Source organism: Streptomyces sp. NPDC051211 (genome assembly GCF_040689505.1).
Classification (GTDB): domain Bacteria; phylum Actinomycetota; class Actinomycetes; order Streptomycetales; family Streptomycetaceae; genus Streptomyces.
Window position 1 is genome coordinate 113,480 of the sequence record NZ_JBFBAV010000005.1, and the last position, 17,459, is coordinate 130,938.

Here is a 17,459-nt window from a genome sequence, read left to right on the forward strand (position 1 = left end):
GAAGTCAGCGCCTTTCGGGCACTTTCTGACCGCTGGTTTATGACAGAGTCAGTTGTTGGACCGTTCCTGACCCGCCGTGCCCGTCACATCTGCGCCCGGAGCCGAGCCCCCGGCCGGCTCGTCCTCCCTGACCAGACCCAGGATGCGGCGCGCCCCCATGCCCAGGGCGATCAGGCTCAGCCCGTCGAACAACAGGGCGAGCGAGAAGAACGTACCGATCACGTACCGGCTGCTGCCCGGCCACTCGGCCAGGATCAGCACGCCGAGCAGCACCCCGAAGGCGCCCTGCACCAGCATCAGACCGAAAGTCGTGCCGCGCACCACCAGGGCGCCGACCAGCCGGAACACCCCGCCGGTGAGGAAGAGCAGCGCCGCGAACATGGTGAGCGCCTCGGCACTGGCCTCCGGACGGAGCAGCACCACGCAGCCGGCCGCGATGTTGATCGCGGCGACGATCACGGCGAGCCAGAAGGAATTGTTCCCCCGGGACTGGACGGCCTGGAGCAGCCCGACCACGCCGCCGATCAGCAGCAGCCAGCCGAAGAGGAACATGGTGGTCAGGGTGGCCACACCCGTGTAGACGAGGCCGACCAGACCGGCCAGGACCAGGATCACCCCCAGCACGGCCAGCAGGCCGAAGCTGCGGTTGAGCTTCCGCTGTTCCTGCTTCTGCTGGTCCCGCTTCTGACTCTCCGGCTTCTGCCTGTCCTGCAGCCTCTGCTTGTCCTGATTCTGCGCCTCGGGACGGTCTGCGCCCATGGACGTGCCTCCTTGCCGCACCCCCCGGACGCCGGACCGACTGTTTCGACCGACTGTATTGATCATAGGATTCGCGGCATGGACGCGCAGCTGCTGCACTCCGTCACGGACGGGGTCGCCACGATCGTCATCTCCCATCCGGCCAAGCGGAACGCGATGACCGCCGCGATGTGGCGGGCCCTGCCGGAGCTGCTCGCCGGGTACGCGGCCGACCCGGCGGTGCGCATGCTGGTCCTCACCGGGGAGGGCCGCACCTTCTGCGCGGGCGCCGACATCTCCTCGCTGACCGGGTCCGACGACCCGCAGGCCCTCGCCGTCGCCGCCGAGGAAGCCCTCGCCGCCTTCCCGAAGCCCACCCTGGCTGCCGTCCGCGGCCACTGCGTGGGCGGCGGCACGCAGCTGGCCGCCGCCTGCGACCTGCGGTTCGCGCAGGAGGGCGCGCTGTTCGGGGTGACCCCGGCGCGGCTCGGCATCGTGTACCCCTCGTCCTCCACCCGGCGGCTGGCCGCGCTGGTGGGGCCGGCGGCCGCCAAGTACCTGTTGTTCTCGGCGGAGTTGATCGACGCGGATCGGGCGTTGCGGACCGGGCTGGTGGACGAGGTGCTCGCCCCGGGCCACCTGGACAAGCGGGTCGCCGAGTTCACGGCGGTCCTGGCCGGCCGCTCGCTGCTCACCCAGGCCGCGGCCAAGGAGTTCGCGGACGGGCGGCCGGACCGCGACGCCTACTGGGCCGGCCAGGCGGCGGGCAGCGGCGACACCGCGGAGGGGGTCGCCGCGTTCCTGGAGCGGCGCGAGCCGCGGTTCACCTGGACGGTGCCGCCCGGCGAGAGCTCCGAAAGCTCCTAGCCGAAGGCGGCGCGCAGCTTGTCGGCCAGGCCGGCCGGGGCCTTGGCCGGCGAGCCCGCGTCATAGGGCGGCTGGGGGTCGTACTCGGTCATGAGCTGCACCGTCTGCGCGTACTCGTCGCCCGCGATCCGGCCGACCAGCGTCAGCCCCATGTCGATGCCGGAGGACACTCCGGCGGCGGTGACGTACTTCCCGTCGAAGACGACCCGGTCTCCGGTGGGCTCGGCACCGTAGGCGCGCAGTTCCTCGAGGAACATCCAGTGGCTGGTGGCCCGCCGCCCCTCGAGCAGGCCGGCGGCGGCGAGGATCAGCGACCCCGTGCAGACGGACGTGGTCCAGGTGCTCCCGGCGTCGACGGCCCGCAGCCAGTCCAGGACGGCGGCGTTCTCCAGTTGGGCGGCCGTCTCGGGCCCTCCGGGCACGACGACGATGTCCGGCCGCACCACCTCGTCCAACCCCTTGTCGGCCTGGAACGCCAACGCCCCGGTGTCGTCGCGCACCAGTCCGGGCCGCTCGGCGACGAAGACGGTCTCGGCATCCGGGAGGGGGCTGAGCATCTGGTAGGGCCCTATGGCGTCGAGCGCGGTGAACTTGTCGTAGAGCAGGATCGCGATCTGCATGTGTCCTCCGTAAGGGTCGGTGGAGCTGCGGGTGCGGTGGGCGGTGGGCGGTGGGCGGTGGGCGGTGCTGTCAGCGGCTGCCGAAGCGGCGGCGGTACTCGGCGGGCGGCTGCCCCATCGTGCGGACGAAGGCGCGGCGCAGGGCCTCGGGGTTGCCGTAGCCGCAGGCGCGCGAGATCTGGGCGACGCCCTCGCTGCTGTCCTCCAGCAGGCGGCGGGCGTGTTCCACCCGGACCCGCTCCACGTAGCGGCCCGGGGTGACCCCGGTCTCCGCCTGGAAGGCCCGGGCGAAGTGCCGGGGCGAGAGGGCCGCCCGGGCGGCGAGGGCCTCGACGCTCAGGTTCTCGCCGGGATGTTCGGTGATCCACTGCTGGACGTCCCGCAAGGGCTCGCGCCGCGCGGTCTGGGCGGCCAGCTGGGCGCTGAACTGGGCCTGGTTCCCCGGGCGGCGCAGGAACACCACCAGGTGCCGGGCGATGGTCATGGCCACGTCCCGCCCCAGGTCCTCCTCCACCAGGGCCAGCGCCAGGTCGATCCCGGCGGTGACCCCGGCGCTGGTGGCCACCTTGCCGTCGCGGACGTAGATCGGGTCCGGGTCCACCCGCACCGCCGGGTAGTCGCGGGCCATCCGCTCGCAGGCGTTCCAGTGGGTGGTGGCACGGTGGCCGTCCAGCAGCCCCGCCTCGGCGAGCAGCAGCCCGCCGGTGCAGACGGACACCAGCCGGCCCGCGCGACCCCCGTGCGCGCGGAGCCAGTCGGTGAGCCGCCGGTCGAAGTCCCCCGAGTACTGCCCGCCGGGCACCAGCACCGTGGTGTCCGCGCCGGGCTCGGCGTCCTCCAGGGCCCCGTCCGGGACCAGGGTGAGCACGCTGCTCGTCCGGACCGGCAGGCCGCCGGGCGAGACCGTCCGGATCCGGTAGCCGCCCGCCGCCTGAGGGAAGTGGACGGCCGCGGCGAACACCTCGACGGGCCCGGTCACGTCCAGGCTCTGCACGCCGTCGTAGAGGACGACGAGCACGTTTCGCAGTGGCATGACTCCATGGTGTTCCGGCCCGCCGATGGCCGCAATGACGGGGGTCCCACCTATGCTGCCATCGCGGCGCGGGGGCCGCGGTCGGGGTCGATAGGATCGCCAGATCATGACTGCAACCCTCGTCGCCAAGGAACTCGCCGCCGGACACGGCGAGCGCTCCCTCTTCTCCGGGCTCGACCTCGTGGTCGCCCCCGGGGACGTCATCGGGCTGGTCGGCGTCAACGGCGCCGGGAAGTCCACCCTGCTCCGGCTGCTGGCCGGTCTCGACACCCCGGAGCACGGCGAGCTGCGGCTGTCCCCGCCGGCCGCGACCGTGGGGCACCTGCCGCAGGAGCCGGAGCGCCGGCCCGGCGAGTCGGTTCGGGTGTTCCTGGCCCGGCGCACCGGCGTGGCCGCGGCCCAGGCGGACCTGGACTCGGCCACCCAGGGCCTGGTGGACGGGGTCGCCGGCGCCGACGACGCGTACGCGACCGCGCTCGACCGCTGGCTGGACCTGGGCGGTGCCGACCTGGACGAGCGGGCCCAGGAGGTGGCCGACGACCTCGGCCTGGCGGTGGGCCTGGACCTGCCGATGACCGCGCTGTCCGGCGGCCAGGCGGCCCGTGCCGGTCTCGCCTCACTCCTCCTCTCCCGGTACGACGTCTTCCTGCTCGACGAGCCCACCAACGACCTGGACCTGGACGGTCTGGAGCGGCTGGAGCAGTTCGTGAAGGGGCTGCGCGCGGGCACGGTGGTGATCAGCCACGACCGCGAGTTCCTGGCCCGGACCGTCACCAAGGTCCTCGAACTCGACCTGGCCCAGCAGCAGATCAACCTCTACGGCGGCGGCTACGACGCCTACCTGGAGGAGCGGGACACCGCCCGCCGGCACGCCCGCGAGGAGTTCGAGGAGTACGCCGACAAGCGCGCCTCCCTCGAAGGCCGGGCCCAGATGCAGCGCAACTGGATGGACAAGGGCGTCCGCAACGCCCGCCGCAAGGCCACCGACAACGACAAGATCGGCCGGAAGCTGCGCAGCGAGGCGAGCGAGAAGCAGGCCGCGAAGGCCCGCCAGACCCAGCGCGCGATCGAGCGGCTCGACGTGGTCGAGGAGCCCCGCAAGGAGTGGGAGCTGCGGATGGAGATCGCGGCGGCCCCGCGCTCCGGCTCGGTGGTCGCCACCCTGCGCGAGGCCGAAGTCCGGCGCGGGGACTTCCGGTTCGGCCCGGCGAGCCTGCAGATCGACTGGGCGGACCGGGTGGCGATCACCGGGGCCAACGGTTCCGGCAAGTCCACCCTGCTCGCCGCCCTGCTCGGCCGGCTGCCGCTGGACTCCGGTTCGGCCACCCTCGGTTCGGGGGTGCTGGTCGGCGAGGTCGACCAGGCCCGCGGGCTGTTCCTCGGCGACGAGGCGCTGCTGGAGGCCTTCTGCGCGGCCGTCCCGGACACCGAGCCGGCCGAAGTGCGCACCCTGCTCGCCAAGTTCGGCCTGAAGGCCGCCCATGTGCTGCGCCCGGCAGCCACCCTGTCCCCGGGCGAGCGGACCCGCGCCGCCTTGGCGCTGCTGCAGGGGCGCGGGGTGAACCTGCTGGTGCTGGACGAGCCGACGAACCACCTGGACCTGCCGGCCATCGAGCAGCTGGAGTCCGCCCTGGAGGCGTACGAGGGCACCCTGCTGCTGGTCACGCACGACCGCCGGATGCTGGACGCGGTCCGGACGACCCGCCGCCTGCAGGTCGCGGACGGCCGGGTCGCCGAGGCCTAGGAGGCGTCTGCAGCGGTGTCCGCGGGAGGACGGCGGGTGCGGGCCATCTTCCCGGCCACCAGGGTGCGCGGGAGGTGGCGGACGGCCTGCGCGTACGCCTTGTAGCGCCAGCCGGTGATGCTGAGCGGGCGGCGCAGACCCAGGTCCTTGAGGGCCTGGGCGACCACCGCGTCGGCCTCCAGCCAGACGGAGTCGCGCAGGGCGCTGACGTCCATGCCGGCGCGTTCCTGGAACTCGGTGCGGGTGAAGCCCGGCACCACCGCCAGCACCCGGACCCCGTACGGGGCCAGGTCCACCCGCAGCGATTCGCTGAACGCGGTGATCCAGGCCTTGGCGGCCCCGTAGGTACCGGTGGGCAGCAGGCCGGCCACCGAGGAGACGTTGAGCACGGCGCCGCGGCGGCGCTCGCGCAGGCCGGGCACGATCGCGTGGGTGAGCTTCAGCGGAACCTTGACCAGCAGGTCGAGCATCCGCTCCTCGTCCTCGACCGGGTTGTACGGGAAGGGGGCGGGGAGCCCGAATCCGGCGTTGTTGACGAGGATGTCGACGGGGCGGGCCGGGTCGGCGAGGCGGTCGGCGACGGTGCGGCACTGCCCGGGGTCGAGCAGGTCGGCCGTCAGGACCTCGGCCTCGATGCCGAAGGTGCCGGTGAGCGCTTCGGCGGCCGCCTTCAGGCGGTCGGTGTCACGGGCGACCAGGACCAGGTCGCAGCCCTTGGCGGCGAAGCCGCGGGCGAAGGCGGCGCCGAGACCCGCGCTGGCGCCGGTGATCAGTACGGTGGTCAAGGAAACGTCACTTCCTGGGTGGTGCGGGAGGTACGGGCAGTGCGGGGCTGAAGCTGCCGGTGGCCGGCGAGCCGTAGGCCTGCGCGACGGCGACGAGGAACTGCTTCTCCTCGTCGAGACCGCTGCCCTCGGGAGCCGCGGCGGCCGCCGACAGGTACACGGGGGACTCCTCGCCCTGCTGCTGCGGCAGCCCGGCCAGCTTCGCCTGCCGCGCCTCCTTCAGTACGCAGGCCAGCACGGCCGCGTCCTGGAGCGGGCCGGGGATCCCGGCCTCCGCGACATGGCCGCGGGCCAGCTCCGGGACACCCGGGGCGACGTATTCGTTGAGGATGAGGATCGCGTCCCGGGTCTCGATGACCTTCCGGTACGCCAGCAGGGTGCGGGGCACCGGCGGCCAGAGCAGCTCGGCGAGCCGGCTGCCCCGGGCCCGGGTGAGGACCACGTGCGGCACGGCCTGGACCAGGTCGCGCCAGAGCGGCCACAGCCGCCAGGCGGTGGCGGAGTCGGCCAGGGTACGGCGGAGCAGGAACAGGACGGGCACCAGGAGCGCGGCGGCCCGCAGCAGGCCGTGCAGGTTCATCAGCAGCGGCAGGTACGGCATCGGCCAGACCGTCGCGTACAGCGCCTTGAACAGGTAGGCGAGCCAGAACAGTCCGGCGAGCGCCGTGCCCAGGCCGAACAGCCAGAGTCCGGCCGCCAGTCCGGGGCTGTCCGTGCGGCGGCTGTAGCGCCAGCAGACCGACACGCAGACGGTGTTGGCGAGCAGGTGCGCGGAGATCAGGACCAGCCAGTAGGCCGTGGAGGGCACCGGGTCGCCGTGCGCGGGCATGGTGTGGGTGCCGTGCGAGGGGGCGGCCAGGTCCAGGGCGACCAGCGTGCCGAGGTAGGCCACGGTGGCGGCACAGGCGGCGCGTTGGAGGCGGCGGCCGCGGGTGGTGGCGGCGACGAAGTAGAGCACGGCGCCGGCCGAGAGCACACCGATGAGGTTGCGGGTCAGGCCGACGGTGTGGCCGTGGCCCGGGTTGCGCATCGCGTAGTCCACGACGGCGGGCAGGTTGAGGGTCATCGCGGCGGCCGCGGTGGCGACGGCCAGCAGGAGGCCGCGCTGCTCCCGGCAGCGGACGGCGGAGCGGGTGCGGATCAGGACCGCGGCCCAGAGACAGACCACGGCGGGGACGGCGAGCCAGTCGCCCAGGGCGGTTATGCCGGAGGTCATGGCTATCGCACGCCCATCGCGGTCTCGAGGCGTTCCAGGGTGCCGCCGGGTCCGCCGCCCGGGCCGGGCAGGCCGGCCCGGCTGCGGATCATGCTGGCGAGCATCTCGGCCTCCTGCTCCTGACGGGTGGTGTAGTTGGTGCGGCCGAGGGCGGCCGGGATGCCGGTGCCGTTCTCCTCACCCTCCAGTGCGTTGTGCCCGAAGAGGATGTGGCCGAGCTCGTGGAGCACGATGTGCTCGCGGTGCAGCGGGGAGGTCTGGGCCTCGTAGAAGACGTAGTCGACGCTGCTGGTGCCGACCCACAGTCCGCAGACGCCGGATTCGGCGGCTTCCTTGGGCAGCGGGTGCAGGCGGATCGGGCGGCCCCGCTGCTCGGCCAGGCGGGCGCAGAGTCCGTCGACGGAGAAAGGATCCGTCAGATCCAGATGGCCGAGAATCGTTTCGCAGCGCCGGCGCAGTTTCAGTTGCCGGAATGGCATGTGCTCCCTCTTCGGACCCTTTCCCGGGCAGCGGTGATAGGCGGGTGCGGATGGTGGCATGACGTCCTCAGCCTTCGAGGCGGCCTCGCGGAGTGCGGTCCTGAGGGGAGTTCATGAGGGCCCGTCCGCCGTGCGGCGGACGGGCGCTCCGTCATGCTTACCGATCTTGCGGGGAGCCTGGCAAGGACCGTCCGCATCCGTGGTGCCTATTCGGCCACCCGTCAGCGCCGGGGGATGTCCGGCGGATCATGGCCGGGCCGACCCTGATCCGCCGGACACCCCTAGGCCGTCTCTTCCGGATCTTGCCTGACCCGCGCCGCCCGGCACCGCACCTCGCCGCGTTGTCGAGGCACCCGAGGACGTCCAGTAATCGGGAGCCTCTCCGCCTTGCGATGCACGGCACCGGACAACGCGGGCTTAACCGGCAAGATCCGAAAGAGACGACCTAGCGGCGGCCGCCGTCGCCGCCGGTGAGGCCGGCCCGGCGCAGGGCGTCTGCCATCGCGCTGTTGGCGGGCGGCGGCGGTGTGCCCTCCCGGCGGCCGGCGCCGTTGCCGCGCTGCTGCGGCGGGCGGCCACGGCGGTCCTGCCGGTCCTTCCGTTCCGGACGGTCCTGGCGGGCTTGCCGTTCCTGGCGTTCCTGGCGGTCCTGCCGGGACTTGGAGCCGGTTCCGGAGCCGGAGCCGCCCGAACCGCCGGCCGCCGCCTCGTCGTCCAGCCGGAGGGTGAGCGAGATCCGCTTGCGCGGAATGTCCACGTCCATGACCTTCACCCGGACGATATCGCCGGGCTTGACCACGTCCCGCGGGTCCTTGACGAAGGTCTTCGACATCGCCGACACGTGCACCAGGCCGTCCTGATGGACGCCGATGTCGACGAAGGCGCCGAAGGCCGCGACGTTGGTGACCACGCCCTCCAGGATCATCCCGGCGGCCAGGTCGCCGATCTTCTCGACGCCCTCCTTGAAGGTGGCCGTCTTGAACGCGGGGCGCGGGTCGCGGCCCGGCTTCTCCAGCTCGCGCAGGATGTCGGAGACGGTCGGCAGGCCGAAGGTCTCGGTGACGAACTCCTCGGGGCGCAGCGAGCGCAGCACGGCGGTGTTGCCGATCAGCGCGGCGACCTCGCCGCCCGCCTTCTTGCCCATCGCCCGGACCACCGGGTAGGCCTCGGGGTGCACGCTGGAGCCGTCCAGCGGGTCGTCGCCGCCGCGGATCCGGAGGAAGCCGGCGCACTGCTCGTACGCCTTGGGGCCGAGCCGGGCCACGTCCTTGAGGGCCTTGCGGCTGCGGAACGGGCCGTTGGCGTCGCGGTGCGCGACGATGTTCTCGGCGAGTCCGCCGCTGATCCCGGAGACCCGCGAGAGCAGCGGCGCGGAGGCGGTGTTGACGTCCACGCCGACGCCGTTGACGCAGTCCTCGACCACCGCGTCGAGGGAGCGGGAGAGCTTCACCTCGGACAGGTCGTGCTGGTACTGGCCGACGCCGATCGACTTGGGGTCGATCTTGACGAGTTCGGCGAGCGGGTCCTGGAGGCGGCGGGCGATGGAGACGGCGCCGCGCAGCGACACGTCCATGTCCGGGAGTTCCTGGGAGGCGAAGGCGGAGGCCGAGTACACGGAGGCGCCTGCCTCCGAGACCATCACCTTGGTGAGGTTCAGCTCGGGGTGGCGGGCGATCAGGTCGGCGGCCAGCTTGTCGGTCTCCCGGGAGGCGGTGCCGTTGCCGATGGCGACCAGCTCGACCGCGTGCTCCTTGGCGAGCCGGGCCAGCTTGGCGAGGGACTCGTCCCACTTGTTGGCCGGCACGTGCGGGTGGATCACATCGGTGGCCACGACCTTGCCGGTGGCGTCGACCACGGCGACCTTCACGCCGGTGCGGAAGCCCGGGTCCAGGCCGAGGGTGGCGCGGGTGCCGGCCGGCGCGGCCAGCAGCAGGTCGCGCAGGTTCGAGGCGAAGACGCGGACGGCCTCGTCCTCGGCGGCCTGGCGCAGCCGCATCCGGAGGTCGATGCCGAGGTGCACCTGGATCTTCGTGCGCCAGGCCCAGCGGACCGTGTCGGCCAGCCACTTGTCGCCGGGCCGGCCCCTGTCCGCGACCCCGAAGCGGCGGGCGATCATGCCCTCGTACGTGGACGGGCCGGGGGTCGCCGCGGCCTCGGGCTCCTCGGGTTCCAGGGTGAGGTCGAGGACGTCCTCCTTCTCGCCGCGCAGCATCGCCAGGACGCGGTGCGAGGGGAGGGCGGTGAAGGGCTCGGCGAAGTCGAAGTAGTCGGCGAACTTGGCGCCGGCCTCCTCCTTGCCCTCGCGGACCTTGGCGGCGAGCCGGCCGCGGCCCCACATGCGCTCGCGCAGTTCGCCGATCAGGTCGGCGTCCTCGCCGAACCGCTCGGTGAGGATGGCGCGGGCGCCCTCCAGGGCCGCGGCCGGGTCGGCGACGCCCTTGTCCGCGTCGACGAACGCGGCCGCCGCGGCGGCCGGCTCCACGGACGGGTCGGCGAGCAGCCCGTCGGCGAGCGGCTCCAGACCGGCCTCGCGGGCGATCTGGGCCTTCGTCCGCCGCTTGGGCTTGAAGGGCAGGTAGATGTCCTCCAGCCGGGCCTTGGTGTCGGCCGCGTTGATCCGGGCCTCCAGCTCGGCGTCGAGCTTGCCCTGCTCCCGTACGGACTCCAGGATCGCCGAGCGGCGGTCCTCCAGCTCGCGCAGATAGCGCAGGCGCTCCTCCAGGGTGCGCAGCTGGGCGTCGTCGAGCATCTCGGTCGCTTCCTTGCGGTAGCGCGCGATGAACGGCACGGTGGAGCCGCCGTCGAGCAGCTCGACGGCGGCCTTGACCTGCCGCTCCCGTACGCCGAGCTCCTCGGCGATCCTGCCTTCGATGGACGTCGTCACGTTCTCGGTCCCGCCTTTGTCTGTGCCTGGAGCCGCCAATTGTGGCAGGTGGCACCGACGGGAGGGGTCAGGCCTTGCCGAAGAGGTCGCCGGGGAAGGCGCCCGCGGTGACGGCCTTGAGGACGAAGCCGCCGCCGAGCTCGGCGAGTCGGGCCAGGCCGGCCGCGCCGAGGTGCGCGTACGGGGCGGCGTCCAGCCGGTCGGTCTCGGCCTCCAGCTGCTCGCGAAGGTCCCGGCCCGCCTCGGTGAGTTCGCCGTCCTCGTCGAGCAGCCCGCGCTCGCGCAGCCGGGCGGAGGCGGCGTCGAGGTCGTCCTGGTCCCAGCCTCGGGTGGCCTTCAGCCACTTCGGGGAGAAGCCCTTTCCGGTGGCGCTGTGGCTGACGAGGGCCTCCAGCGGGTCCAGGCCGGCCGTGAGCAGGGCGGTGACGTGCCCGTCGCCGCGGTGCTCGCGGAGCAGGGTGGTGGCGTGCCAGAGCCGGAGGTGCGGCTCCTCGGGGGTGGGGAGGTCGGCGTGGGCGGAGTAGAGGGCGCGGCCGTGCCGGCTGCACGCCTCGGTGGCGCGCAGGGCGAGTTCGGCGGCCTCGGCGAGTTCGTCGGAGGCGATGGTCTCCGGGCCGAGCAGCCTGCGCAGGGTGGCGTCGGCGGCCCGGTAGCGGGCGGCGATGACCTGCTCGGGGGTGGCGGTGTCCCAGACGGCGGGGATGTGCCGGGCGATCCGGTCGTACCGGTAGTTGTAGAAGGCGGCGGCAACGGTGCCGGCCCCGACGGCGCCCATGGCGGCGGAGCGGGCGGCGAGGTTGACGGCGACGGGGTGGGTGATGCCGAGGGCGCCGAGCTCCTTGGCGCTGTCGGGCGAGAAGTAGACGGTGGAGTGGAGCGGGTTGATGGCGCTGTGCCAGGCACGGCGGGCGGCTCGCGGCTCAAGTGTCATGCGCCGCAGGTTACCGACTGCTTAGTACGCCGTGAACCCCGGGCTCCCGGTCGGCCCGCTGCGCGGGGCCTTCCCCCACCCCGCCCCTTCCCGAACTGGGGAAAGCCCCCAGACCCCCGGTCCGGCGCTTCGCGACCGGATGCGCTCAAACGCCGCGCTGGCTGGATTTGCGCAGCGAATCCCAGCCCCTCCGGCGTTTGAGGAGCGGGGTCTGGGGCGGAGCCCCCACGCGGCGGAGCCGCATATCCGGCACAGCGGGAAGGGGCGGGGTGGGGAAAGGCCCGCGCAGCGGCCGGCCCAGCTACCGTTACCGCTACCGCTACCGCTACCGATAGCCACCCCACGCCTCGGCAAGGCGTGCCGCCAAGTCCCGCAGCCGGGGCTCCGGCAAGGTGAAGGGGAGGCGGACGTGGGTGTCGTGGCTGCCGGAGGGGTCCGTGGTGGAGCCCGGGATCAGTTCGACGCCGTGGCGGAGGGCGACCTGCGCGAAGACCGACGCGTCGGCACCGTCCGGGAGGCAGACCCACAGTGCGGCGCCGCCGGCCGGCCGGGTCCAGGTCCAGCCGGGCAGGGCGGCGGAGAGCAAGGACTCCAGCAGGCCCAGGCGGGTCCGCAGGGTCACCGCCCGCCCCGCCCGCACCGCATCGACCCGTGGCAGCAGCCGCACGGCCAGGGCCTGGTCCAGCAGCGGACTGCCCAGGTCCGCCAGGGTCTTGAGCCGGGCCAGGCGTTCCACCGCGGCCGCCGGCCCGCGCAGCCAGCCGATCCGCAGGCCGCCCCACACCGTCTTGGCCAGCGAGCCGATGGTGAGGACGTCCGCGCCGGCCGGCGCGAAGGCCGCCACCGGCGGGGGTTCCGGGGTGTCCCACAGCCGGGTGTCGTACGCCAGGTCCTCGACCAGCGGCACCCCCTCGGCCGCCGCCAGCGCGGCGATCCGCTCCCGCCGCGCCGCGGACATCAGCACGCCGGTCGGGTTGTGGAAGGTCGGGGTGAGGTGCGCGAGCGCCGCGCCCGGCAGGGCCGTGCGGAACTCCCGGACCCGGACCCCGTCCTCGTCGAGGCCGACCCGGCGCGGCCGGGCCCCCGCCGCCAGGTACGCGTCCAGACAGCCCGGCCAGCTCGGCGTCTCCACCACCACCGCCGATCCCCGCCGGACGTACAGCTGGGCGGCCAGCGCCAGGGCCTGGGTCGCGCCCGTGGTGACCAGGATCTGCTCCGGGGTGGTGCGCAGCCCCTGGGCCGTGTACCGGCCGGCCACCGCCGCCCGCAGCTCGGGCAGCCCGGCGGGGTGGTAGCTGGAGTGCGCCAGCAGGGCGTCGAGGCCGCCGTCCGCGAGCAGTTCGCCGAGGGCGTCGCGGAGTTCGGGCGCGGCGCCCTCGGCGGCGACGGAGAGGGAGATCACCTCGCCCGCCGGGCGGGCGGCCGCCGGGCCCCCCGCGCCGTCGATGAGCCGCTGCACCAGCGCGGCCGAAGTGCCGCCCCGTACCCGCCCGTCCGCCGGCCGGAGGGCGGTCGGAGGCAGCCGGGTGATCCGGGTGCCGCTCCCCCGGCGGCTGTCGGCCGCGCCGCTCCCGCGCAGGACGTCGTACGCGGACACGACGGTCGCCCGGCTCACGCCCAGCGCGGCGGCCAGCGCGCGTTCCGCGGGCAGCCGGTCGCCGGGCGCGAGGTCTCCCGTACGGACGGCCGCATGCAGGGCGTCGGCGAGCCGGCGGTAGAGCGGGCCGGGCGCGGCCGACCAGCCGCCCAGGACGCCGTCCAGTTCGGCCGGCGACCAGACGCGTGCCGCGGAACGGTCCACTTCCACCTCCATTGGTCCGGGCGTACGGACACCCGCCCGGCCAGGCTAGACGCATGGACAGCAGCGCACTCCTGGCTTTTCTCCTGGCCGCCACAGCCGTCATCCTGGTCCCCGGCCCCAACCTGATCCTGATCGTCACCCGCAGCGCCGCCCAGGGCCGCCGGGCCGGACTGGCCACGGCCGCCGGGGTGGAGAGCGCCACCCTGGTGCACCTCGCCCTGGCGGTGTCCGGTGTCGGGGGGCTGATCACCGGCTCCCCCGCCGCGTTCCTGGTCCTCAAGTACGCGGGGGTGGCGTACCTGCTGTTCCTGGGGGTGCGGGCGCTTCGCGGCGGTGCGGTCCTCCTCGACCCGGCGCAGCGCCCGCCGGTCCGGCTGCGCCGCGCCTATGCCGAGGGGGCGCTGGTGAACCTGCTCAACCCGAAGGTCACCCTGTTCCTCCTGGCCTTCCTGCCGCAGTTCGTGCGGCCCGATGCGGCCGCCCCGCGGGCCGACATGCAGTTGCTGGCCGCGGTGTTCCTGCTCCTCGCCGTCCTGCTCGACATCGGCTACGCCTGCGCGGGCGGCCTGCTGAGCCGGTGGCTGAGCCGCAGCCCGCGCGCTCTGGCCCGGCAGCACTGGGCGGTGGGCGGCATCTACGTGACGCTCGGCGCACTCGCGGCCCTGCCAGGCGGCATCTGACCGCGGCCGCGGCGATCCGCCCCGGCCCGTCCCAGGTCCGCCGGTGCCCGTGTGGAAGAGTGGCCGGGCAGTACAGGCGGCCACAGGGGGAGATGCATGGGTACCGGCAGGATCGCGATCGTCACGAGCGAAGAAGGTCTGAAGCGGGACGCCGATCTCCCGCTGATCGTGGACGCGTTGCGGGCCGGCGGCACCGCCGCGGAGGCGGTGGCCTGGGATGCGGAGCCGGGGGTCTGGGGCAGCTTCGATCTGGCGGTCGTCCGGTCGACCTGGGACTACACGGACCGCCTCGGTGAGTTCCTGGCCTGGGCCGACCGGGCGGCCGACGCCACCCGGCTGCAGAATCCGGCGCCGGTGGTGCGCTGGAACAGCGACAAGCGCTATCTGCTGGACCTCGCCGGTGCGGGCGTGCCGGTCGTGCCGACCCGGTTCCTCGCCCCGGGTGACGGGTTCCGCGAGGAGGATCTCGATGCGGCCGACGGGGTGGTGGTCAAGCCCTCCGTGTCCGCCGGCGCCCGGGACACCGCCCGCTACGAGTCCGGCCGGACCGCGGACGCCGCACGCCATGCCCGGATGCTGCTGGACCAGGGCCGGACCGTGATGATCCAGCCATATCTGCCGGGCGTGGAACGGGGGGAACGCGCCCTGGTGTTCTTCTCCGGCACCTTCAGCCATGCGATACGGAAGGGTCCGCTGCTGACCGAGCCCGGTGTGATCGACAACGACCGGGAGGCGCACCCGGGTGCCGCCCCGTACCGGCCGAGCGAGGCGGAGATCCGTACCGCCCGGGCGGCCCTGGCAGCAGTGCCGTCGCCGGACGCCCCGCTGATCGCCCGGGTGGACCTGGCGCTGGACGGGGCCGGGGACCCGGTGGTGATGGAACTGGAACTCATCGAGCCGAACCTGTTCCTGGGGAGCAGCGCGGAGGGTGTGGAGCGGTTCGTCGCGGCCGTGACGGCCGAGTCGCTTCCCCCAACGGCGTGATCCTTGCGTCCAGATGGCGATCATGTGACAGCCGGGGCCATGGACATGACGCGGGGCGCCGGGGGTGAATACGTTCGAACGGAACAGCGCCCCCTACCCCTTGGAGCTTTTCGTGCACCGCAAAGTCATCGCCCCGAGCGTGCTCGCCGCTTCCCTTCTGCTGGTGATCCCGGCGTCGGCGGCCAGTGCCGGTCCTGGGGCGCCGGGTATCGGTGACAGCTACTACCCGGCCAGCGGCAACGGCGGATACGACGTCTCGCACTACGACCTGCGGTTGCAGTACCAGCCGAAGACGGACCTGCTGACGGGCACCGCCACCCTGCTCGCCACCGCCAAGCAGGACCTGTCCCGCTTCAACCTGGACTTCGGGCTGAAGGTCAGTGAGGTGCGGGTCAACGGCATCAAGGCGAAGTTCGCGACCTCCGGCACCCAGGAACTGGAGGTGACCCCGGCGGCGCCGGTGGCGAAGAACAAGCCGCTGACCGTGGTGGTCAAGTACGCGGGCAAGCCCTCCGAGCTGAAGGTGGACGGCTGGACCGCCTGGCACCGTACGCCGGACGGCGGCGTGGCCGCGCAGGAGCCCGACTCGGCGATCTGGTGGTTCCCGAGCAATGACCACCCGCTCGACAAGGCCACCTTCGACGTGTCGGTCAATGTGCCGGACGGCACCCAGGCCATCAGCAACGGCGTGCTCCAGTCGCAGAATTCGCGGCTCGGCTGGACCCGGTACAACTGGCGGTCCAACAAGCCGCAGGCCACCTACCTGGCCACGCTCGCCATCGGCAAGTTCGACATCACCACGGACAAGACCGCGAGCGGGCTGCCGATCCTCAACGCGTACAGCAAGGACCTCGGCGACAACGACGGTGCGGCGCGCGCGAGCATCGAGCGGACCGGCGAGGTCGCGGAGTGGCTGGAGGGGGTGTTCGGCCCGTACCCGTTCAACGCGCTCGGCGGCTACGTGCCGAACGTGACCAGCGGTTACGCGCTGGAGACGCAGACCCGGCCGTTCTACAGCCCGCGCCAGTTCGCGAACGGCGCCAACGTCTCGGTGGTCGTGCACGAGCTGGCCCACCAGTGGTACGGGGACAGCGTGTCCGTCGACAACTGGAAGGACATCTGGGTCAACGAGGGCTTCGCCCGCTACAGCCAGTGGCTGTGGTCGGAGAAGGAGGGCGAGGGCACTGCGCAGGAGCTCGCCGACTGGGTGTACGCCACCCGCCCGGCGGAGGACCCGTTCTGGCAGGTCAAGCCGGGTGACCCGGGCGCCGAGAACCAGTTCCACGCCGCGGTGTACGACAGGGGTGCGCTCGCCGTGCAGGCGCTGCGCAACGAGGTCGGCGACCGGAAGTTCTTCGAGATCCTGAAGGGCTGGCCGACGGAGCGCAAGTACGGCAACGCGAAGGTCGGTGACTTCGTGCGATACGCGGAGCGGATCTCCGGCAAGCCGCTCACCGCGCTGTTCGACACCTGGCTGTACACGGCGGGCAAGCCGGCCACCGGCCCGGTTCCGAAGACGCTGACCGCGAAGCCGCGCGGCGCCTTCTCCGCTCCGGCCAAGCCGGCCGCCGAGCCCAGGTCCTGGAAGAAGATCGCCGCGACCGACACGGTGCACGAGCGCGAGCACGAGCACGAGCACGGCCACGGCCACGGCCACTGACGCCCACGCTGACGCCGACGCCGACGCCGACGTGGCGTGAAAGCGCGCGCCGCCGCCCTCAGCGGGTGGCGGCGCGCCACCGGGCCCGCGCCTCCCGCGCCACCGGCAGGTACCGCCACCGCTCCGGCAGCAGCGGTACGAGCGTCCGTACGACGGCGCTGAACCGGCGGAGCCGGCGTTCCTGGGCCGGGGTCCACTCCAGGCCCAGCGCGTCCCGCGCGTCGGGCGGCATGTAGCCGACGGTGACGAACGCCCGGAAGCGCAGGAAGAGGGTGCGCAGCACCGGCCAGGCGAGCCGGGTGAGGACGCGCACCGCGAGCGGGCCACCGGTAGGGCGCGGCAGCGGCAGGTCGGTGGCCAGCAACTCGCGGGCGACCGGGGTGAGTTCGAGCTCCTCCGCCAGCATCTTGCGGTAGTAGGGCCAGAACTCCTCGATGGTCTGCGGCATGTCGCGGTCGCGGATGCCGAGGATCCGGCCGACCTGGAGCCACTCCCGGTACAGCTGCCGCTCCTGCTCCGGGGTGAAGCGGCGGTACAGGTAGCGGGCCGCGTGCCGGTACACGGGGAAGCCGGTGGCGTGCACCCAGGAGTAGCAGGCCGGGTCCAGGGAGTGGTAGGGGCGGCCGCGGGTGTCGGTGCCCTGGATGTCCTTGTGCAGCCGGCGCACCCGGCGGCCCTCGGCGGCGGCCTCCTCGCCGCCGTACACCCACAGCTGGACCGAGCGGATGGAGCGTTCGCCGCGGCCCCAGGGATCGGTGCGGAAGACCGAGTACCGGTCCACTCCGGCGCCGATCGCCGGGTGGGCGACCTGCATGGTGAAGGCCGGGGGCAGCATCAGCAGCTGCCGGATGTCCCCGGAGATGGTCCAGAGCACGCCTCCGGGCGGGGGCGGCTCGGGGTCCTGCTTCACGTGCTTCCTCCCGATCCGGTGCGGGGCGGTGATCTCGATCGGCGATCTCCCTCTCCCAGTATGGCCACGGTCCGTCCAGATTCCCGGTGCACGGGTGTTACCCAGAGGTAACTGCGGCTGCTTTGAT

At 73.2% G+C, this 17,459-nt stretch carries 15 protein-coding genes; 5 read left to right on the forward strand and 10 right to left on the reverse strand.

From position 1 onward, the window contains the following. Window positions 1-48: 48 nt before the first annotated feature. Window positions 49-759: an HdeD family acid-resistance protein gene (locus AB0447_RS07965; protein ID WP_366475677.1), complete on the reverse strand. Its 711-nt coding sequence runs from the start codon at window positions 757-759 to the stop codon at window positions 49-51. Window positions 760-837: 78 nt separating this feature from the next. Between AB0447_RS07965 and AB0447_RS07970 the strand changes: the two genes are divergently transcribed. After that, window positions 838-1,605: an enoyl-CoA hydratase-related protein gene (locus AB0447_RS07970; protein ID WP_366475678.1), complete on the forward strand. Its 768-nt coding sequence runs from the start codon at window positions 838-840 to the stop codon at window positions 1,603-1,605. Here the strand turns inward: AB0447_RS07970 and AB0447_RS07975 are convergent. Together AB0447_RS07975 and AB0447_RS07980 are read right to left on the reverse strand one after the other, a co-directional pair. Then, window positions 1,602-2,225, reverse strand: a complete 624-nt coding sequence (locus AB0447_RS07975) for a DJ-1/PfpI family protein (RefSeq protein ID WP_366475679.1) — start codon at window positions 2,223-2,225, stop codon at window positions 1,602-1,604. The two genes, AB0447_RS07970 and AB0447_RS07975, sit on opposite strands and share 4 nt — an antisense overlap. A gap of 70 nt (window positions 2,226-2,295) precedes the next feature. Beyond that, complete coding sequence (locus AB0447_RS07980) at window positions 2,296-3,258, reverse strand: GlxA family transcriptional regulator (protein WP_366475680.1); 963 nt, start codon at window positions 3,256-3,258, stop codon at window positions 2,296-2,298. Between the two features lie 106 nt (window positions 3,259-3,364). Between AB0447_RS07980 and AB0447_RS07985 the strand changes: the two genes are divergently transcribed. Then, window positions 3,365-5,002, forward strand: coding sequence for an ABC-F family ATP-binding cassette domain-containing protein (locus AB0447_RS07985; protein WP_366475681.1), 1,638 nt, complete (start codon window positions 3,365-3,367; stop codon window positions 5,000-5,002). On the opposite strand, the gene AB0447_RS07990 is transcribed toward AB0447_RS07985, so the two are convergent. The 6 genes from AB0447_RS07990 to AB0447_RS08015 form a co-directional block, all read right to left on the reverse strand. Beyond that, window positions 4,999-5,787: an SDR family NAD(P)-dependent oxidoreductase gene (locus AB0447_RS07990; RefSeq protein WP_366475682.1), complete on the reverse strand. Its 789-nt coding sequence runs from the start codon at window positions 5,785-5,787 to the stop codon at window positions 4,999-5,001. The genes AB0447_RS07985 and AB0447_RS07990 overlap by 4 nt on opposite strands. A gap of 7 nt (window positions 5,788-5,794) precedes the next feature. Further along, the gene (locus AB0447_RS07995) at window positions 5,795-7,003 is read right to left on the reverse strand and encodes an MAB_1171c family putative transporter (protein WP_366475683.1); all 1,209 of its coding nucleotides are present in this window, start codon (window positions 7,001-7,003) and stop codon (window positions 5,795-5,797) included. A 2-nt stretch (window positions 7,004-7,005) separates the two neighbouring features. Then, complete coding sequence (locus tag AB0447_RS08000; protein WP_366475684.1) at window positions 7,006-7,482, reverse strand: hypothetical protein; 477 nt, start codon at window positions 7,480-7,482, stop codon at window positions 7,006-7,008. A 445-nt stretch (window positions 7,483-7,927) separates the two neighbouring features. Further along, window positions 7,928-10,366 (reverse strand): Tex family protein, encoded by a 2,439-nt coding sequence (locus AB0447_RS08005; protein WP_366475685.1) that lies wholly within the window; start codon window positions 10,364-10,366, stop codon window positions 7,928-7,930. A gap of 67 nt (window positions 10,367-10,433) precedes the next feature. Beyond that, window positions 10,434-11,297 carry a hypothetical protein gene (locus AB0447_RS08010; protein WP_366475686.1) on the reverse strand — a complete coding sequence of 288 codons (864 nt, stop codon included), beginning with the start codon at window positions 11,295-11,297 and terminating at the stop codon, window positions 10,434-10,436. Window positions 11,298-11,622: 325 nt separating this feature from the next. Next, the gene (locus AB0447_RS08015) at window positions 11,623-13,098 is read right to left on the reverse strand and encodes a PLP-dependent aminotransferase family protein (protein WP_366475687.1); all 1,476 of its coding nucleotides are present in this window, start codon (window positions 13,096-13,098) and stop codon (window positions 11,623-11,625) included. Window positions 13,099-13,151: 53 nt separating this feature from the next. On the opposite strand from AB0447_RS08015, the gene AB0447_RS08020 reads away from it, so the two are divergent. The 3 genes from AB0447_RS08020 (at window position 13,152) to AB0447_RS08030 (ending at window position 16,422) form a co-directional block, all read left to right on the forward strand. Next, entirely contained in the window at window positions 13,152-13,778 is a 627-nt protein-coding gene (locus AB0447_RS08020) for a LysE family translocator (RefSeq protein WP_366475688.1), read from the forward strand. A 96-nt stretch (window positions 13,779-13,874) separates the two neighbouring features. After that, on the forward strand, window positions 13,875-14,762 hold the full coding sequence (locus tag AB0447_RS08025) for a hypothetical protein (protein WP_366475689.1): 888 nt from the start codon (window positions 13,875-13,877) through the stop codon (window positions 14,760-14,762). Between the two features lie 112 nt (window positions 14,763-14,874). After that, window positions 14,875-16,422: a M1 family metallopeptidase gene (locus AB0447_RS08030; protein WP_366475690.1), complete on the forward strand. Its 1,548-nt coding sequence runs from the start codon at window positions 14,875-14,877 to the stop codon at window positions 16,420-16,422. 58 nt (window positions 16,423-16,480) lie between these two features. Here AB0447_RS08030 and AB0447_RS08035 read toward each other — a convergent pair whose 3' ends face one another. After that, window positions 16,481-17,332 carry an oxygenase MpaB family protein gene (locus AB0447_RS08035; protein ID WP_366475691.1) on the reverse strand — a complete coding sequence of 284 codons (852 nt, stop codon included), beginning with the start codon at window positions 17,330-17,332 and terminating at the stop codon, window positions 16,481-16,483. Window positions 17,333-17,459: the final 127 nt, after the last annotated feature.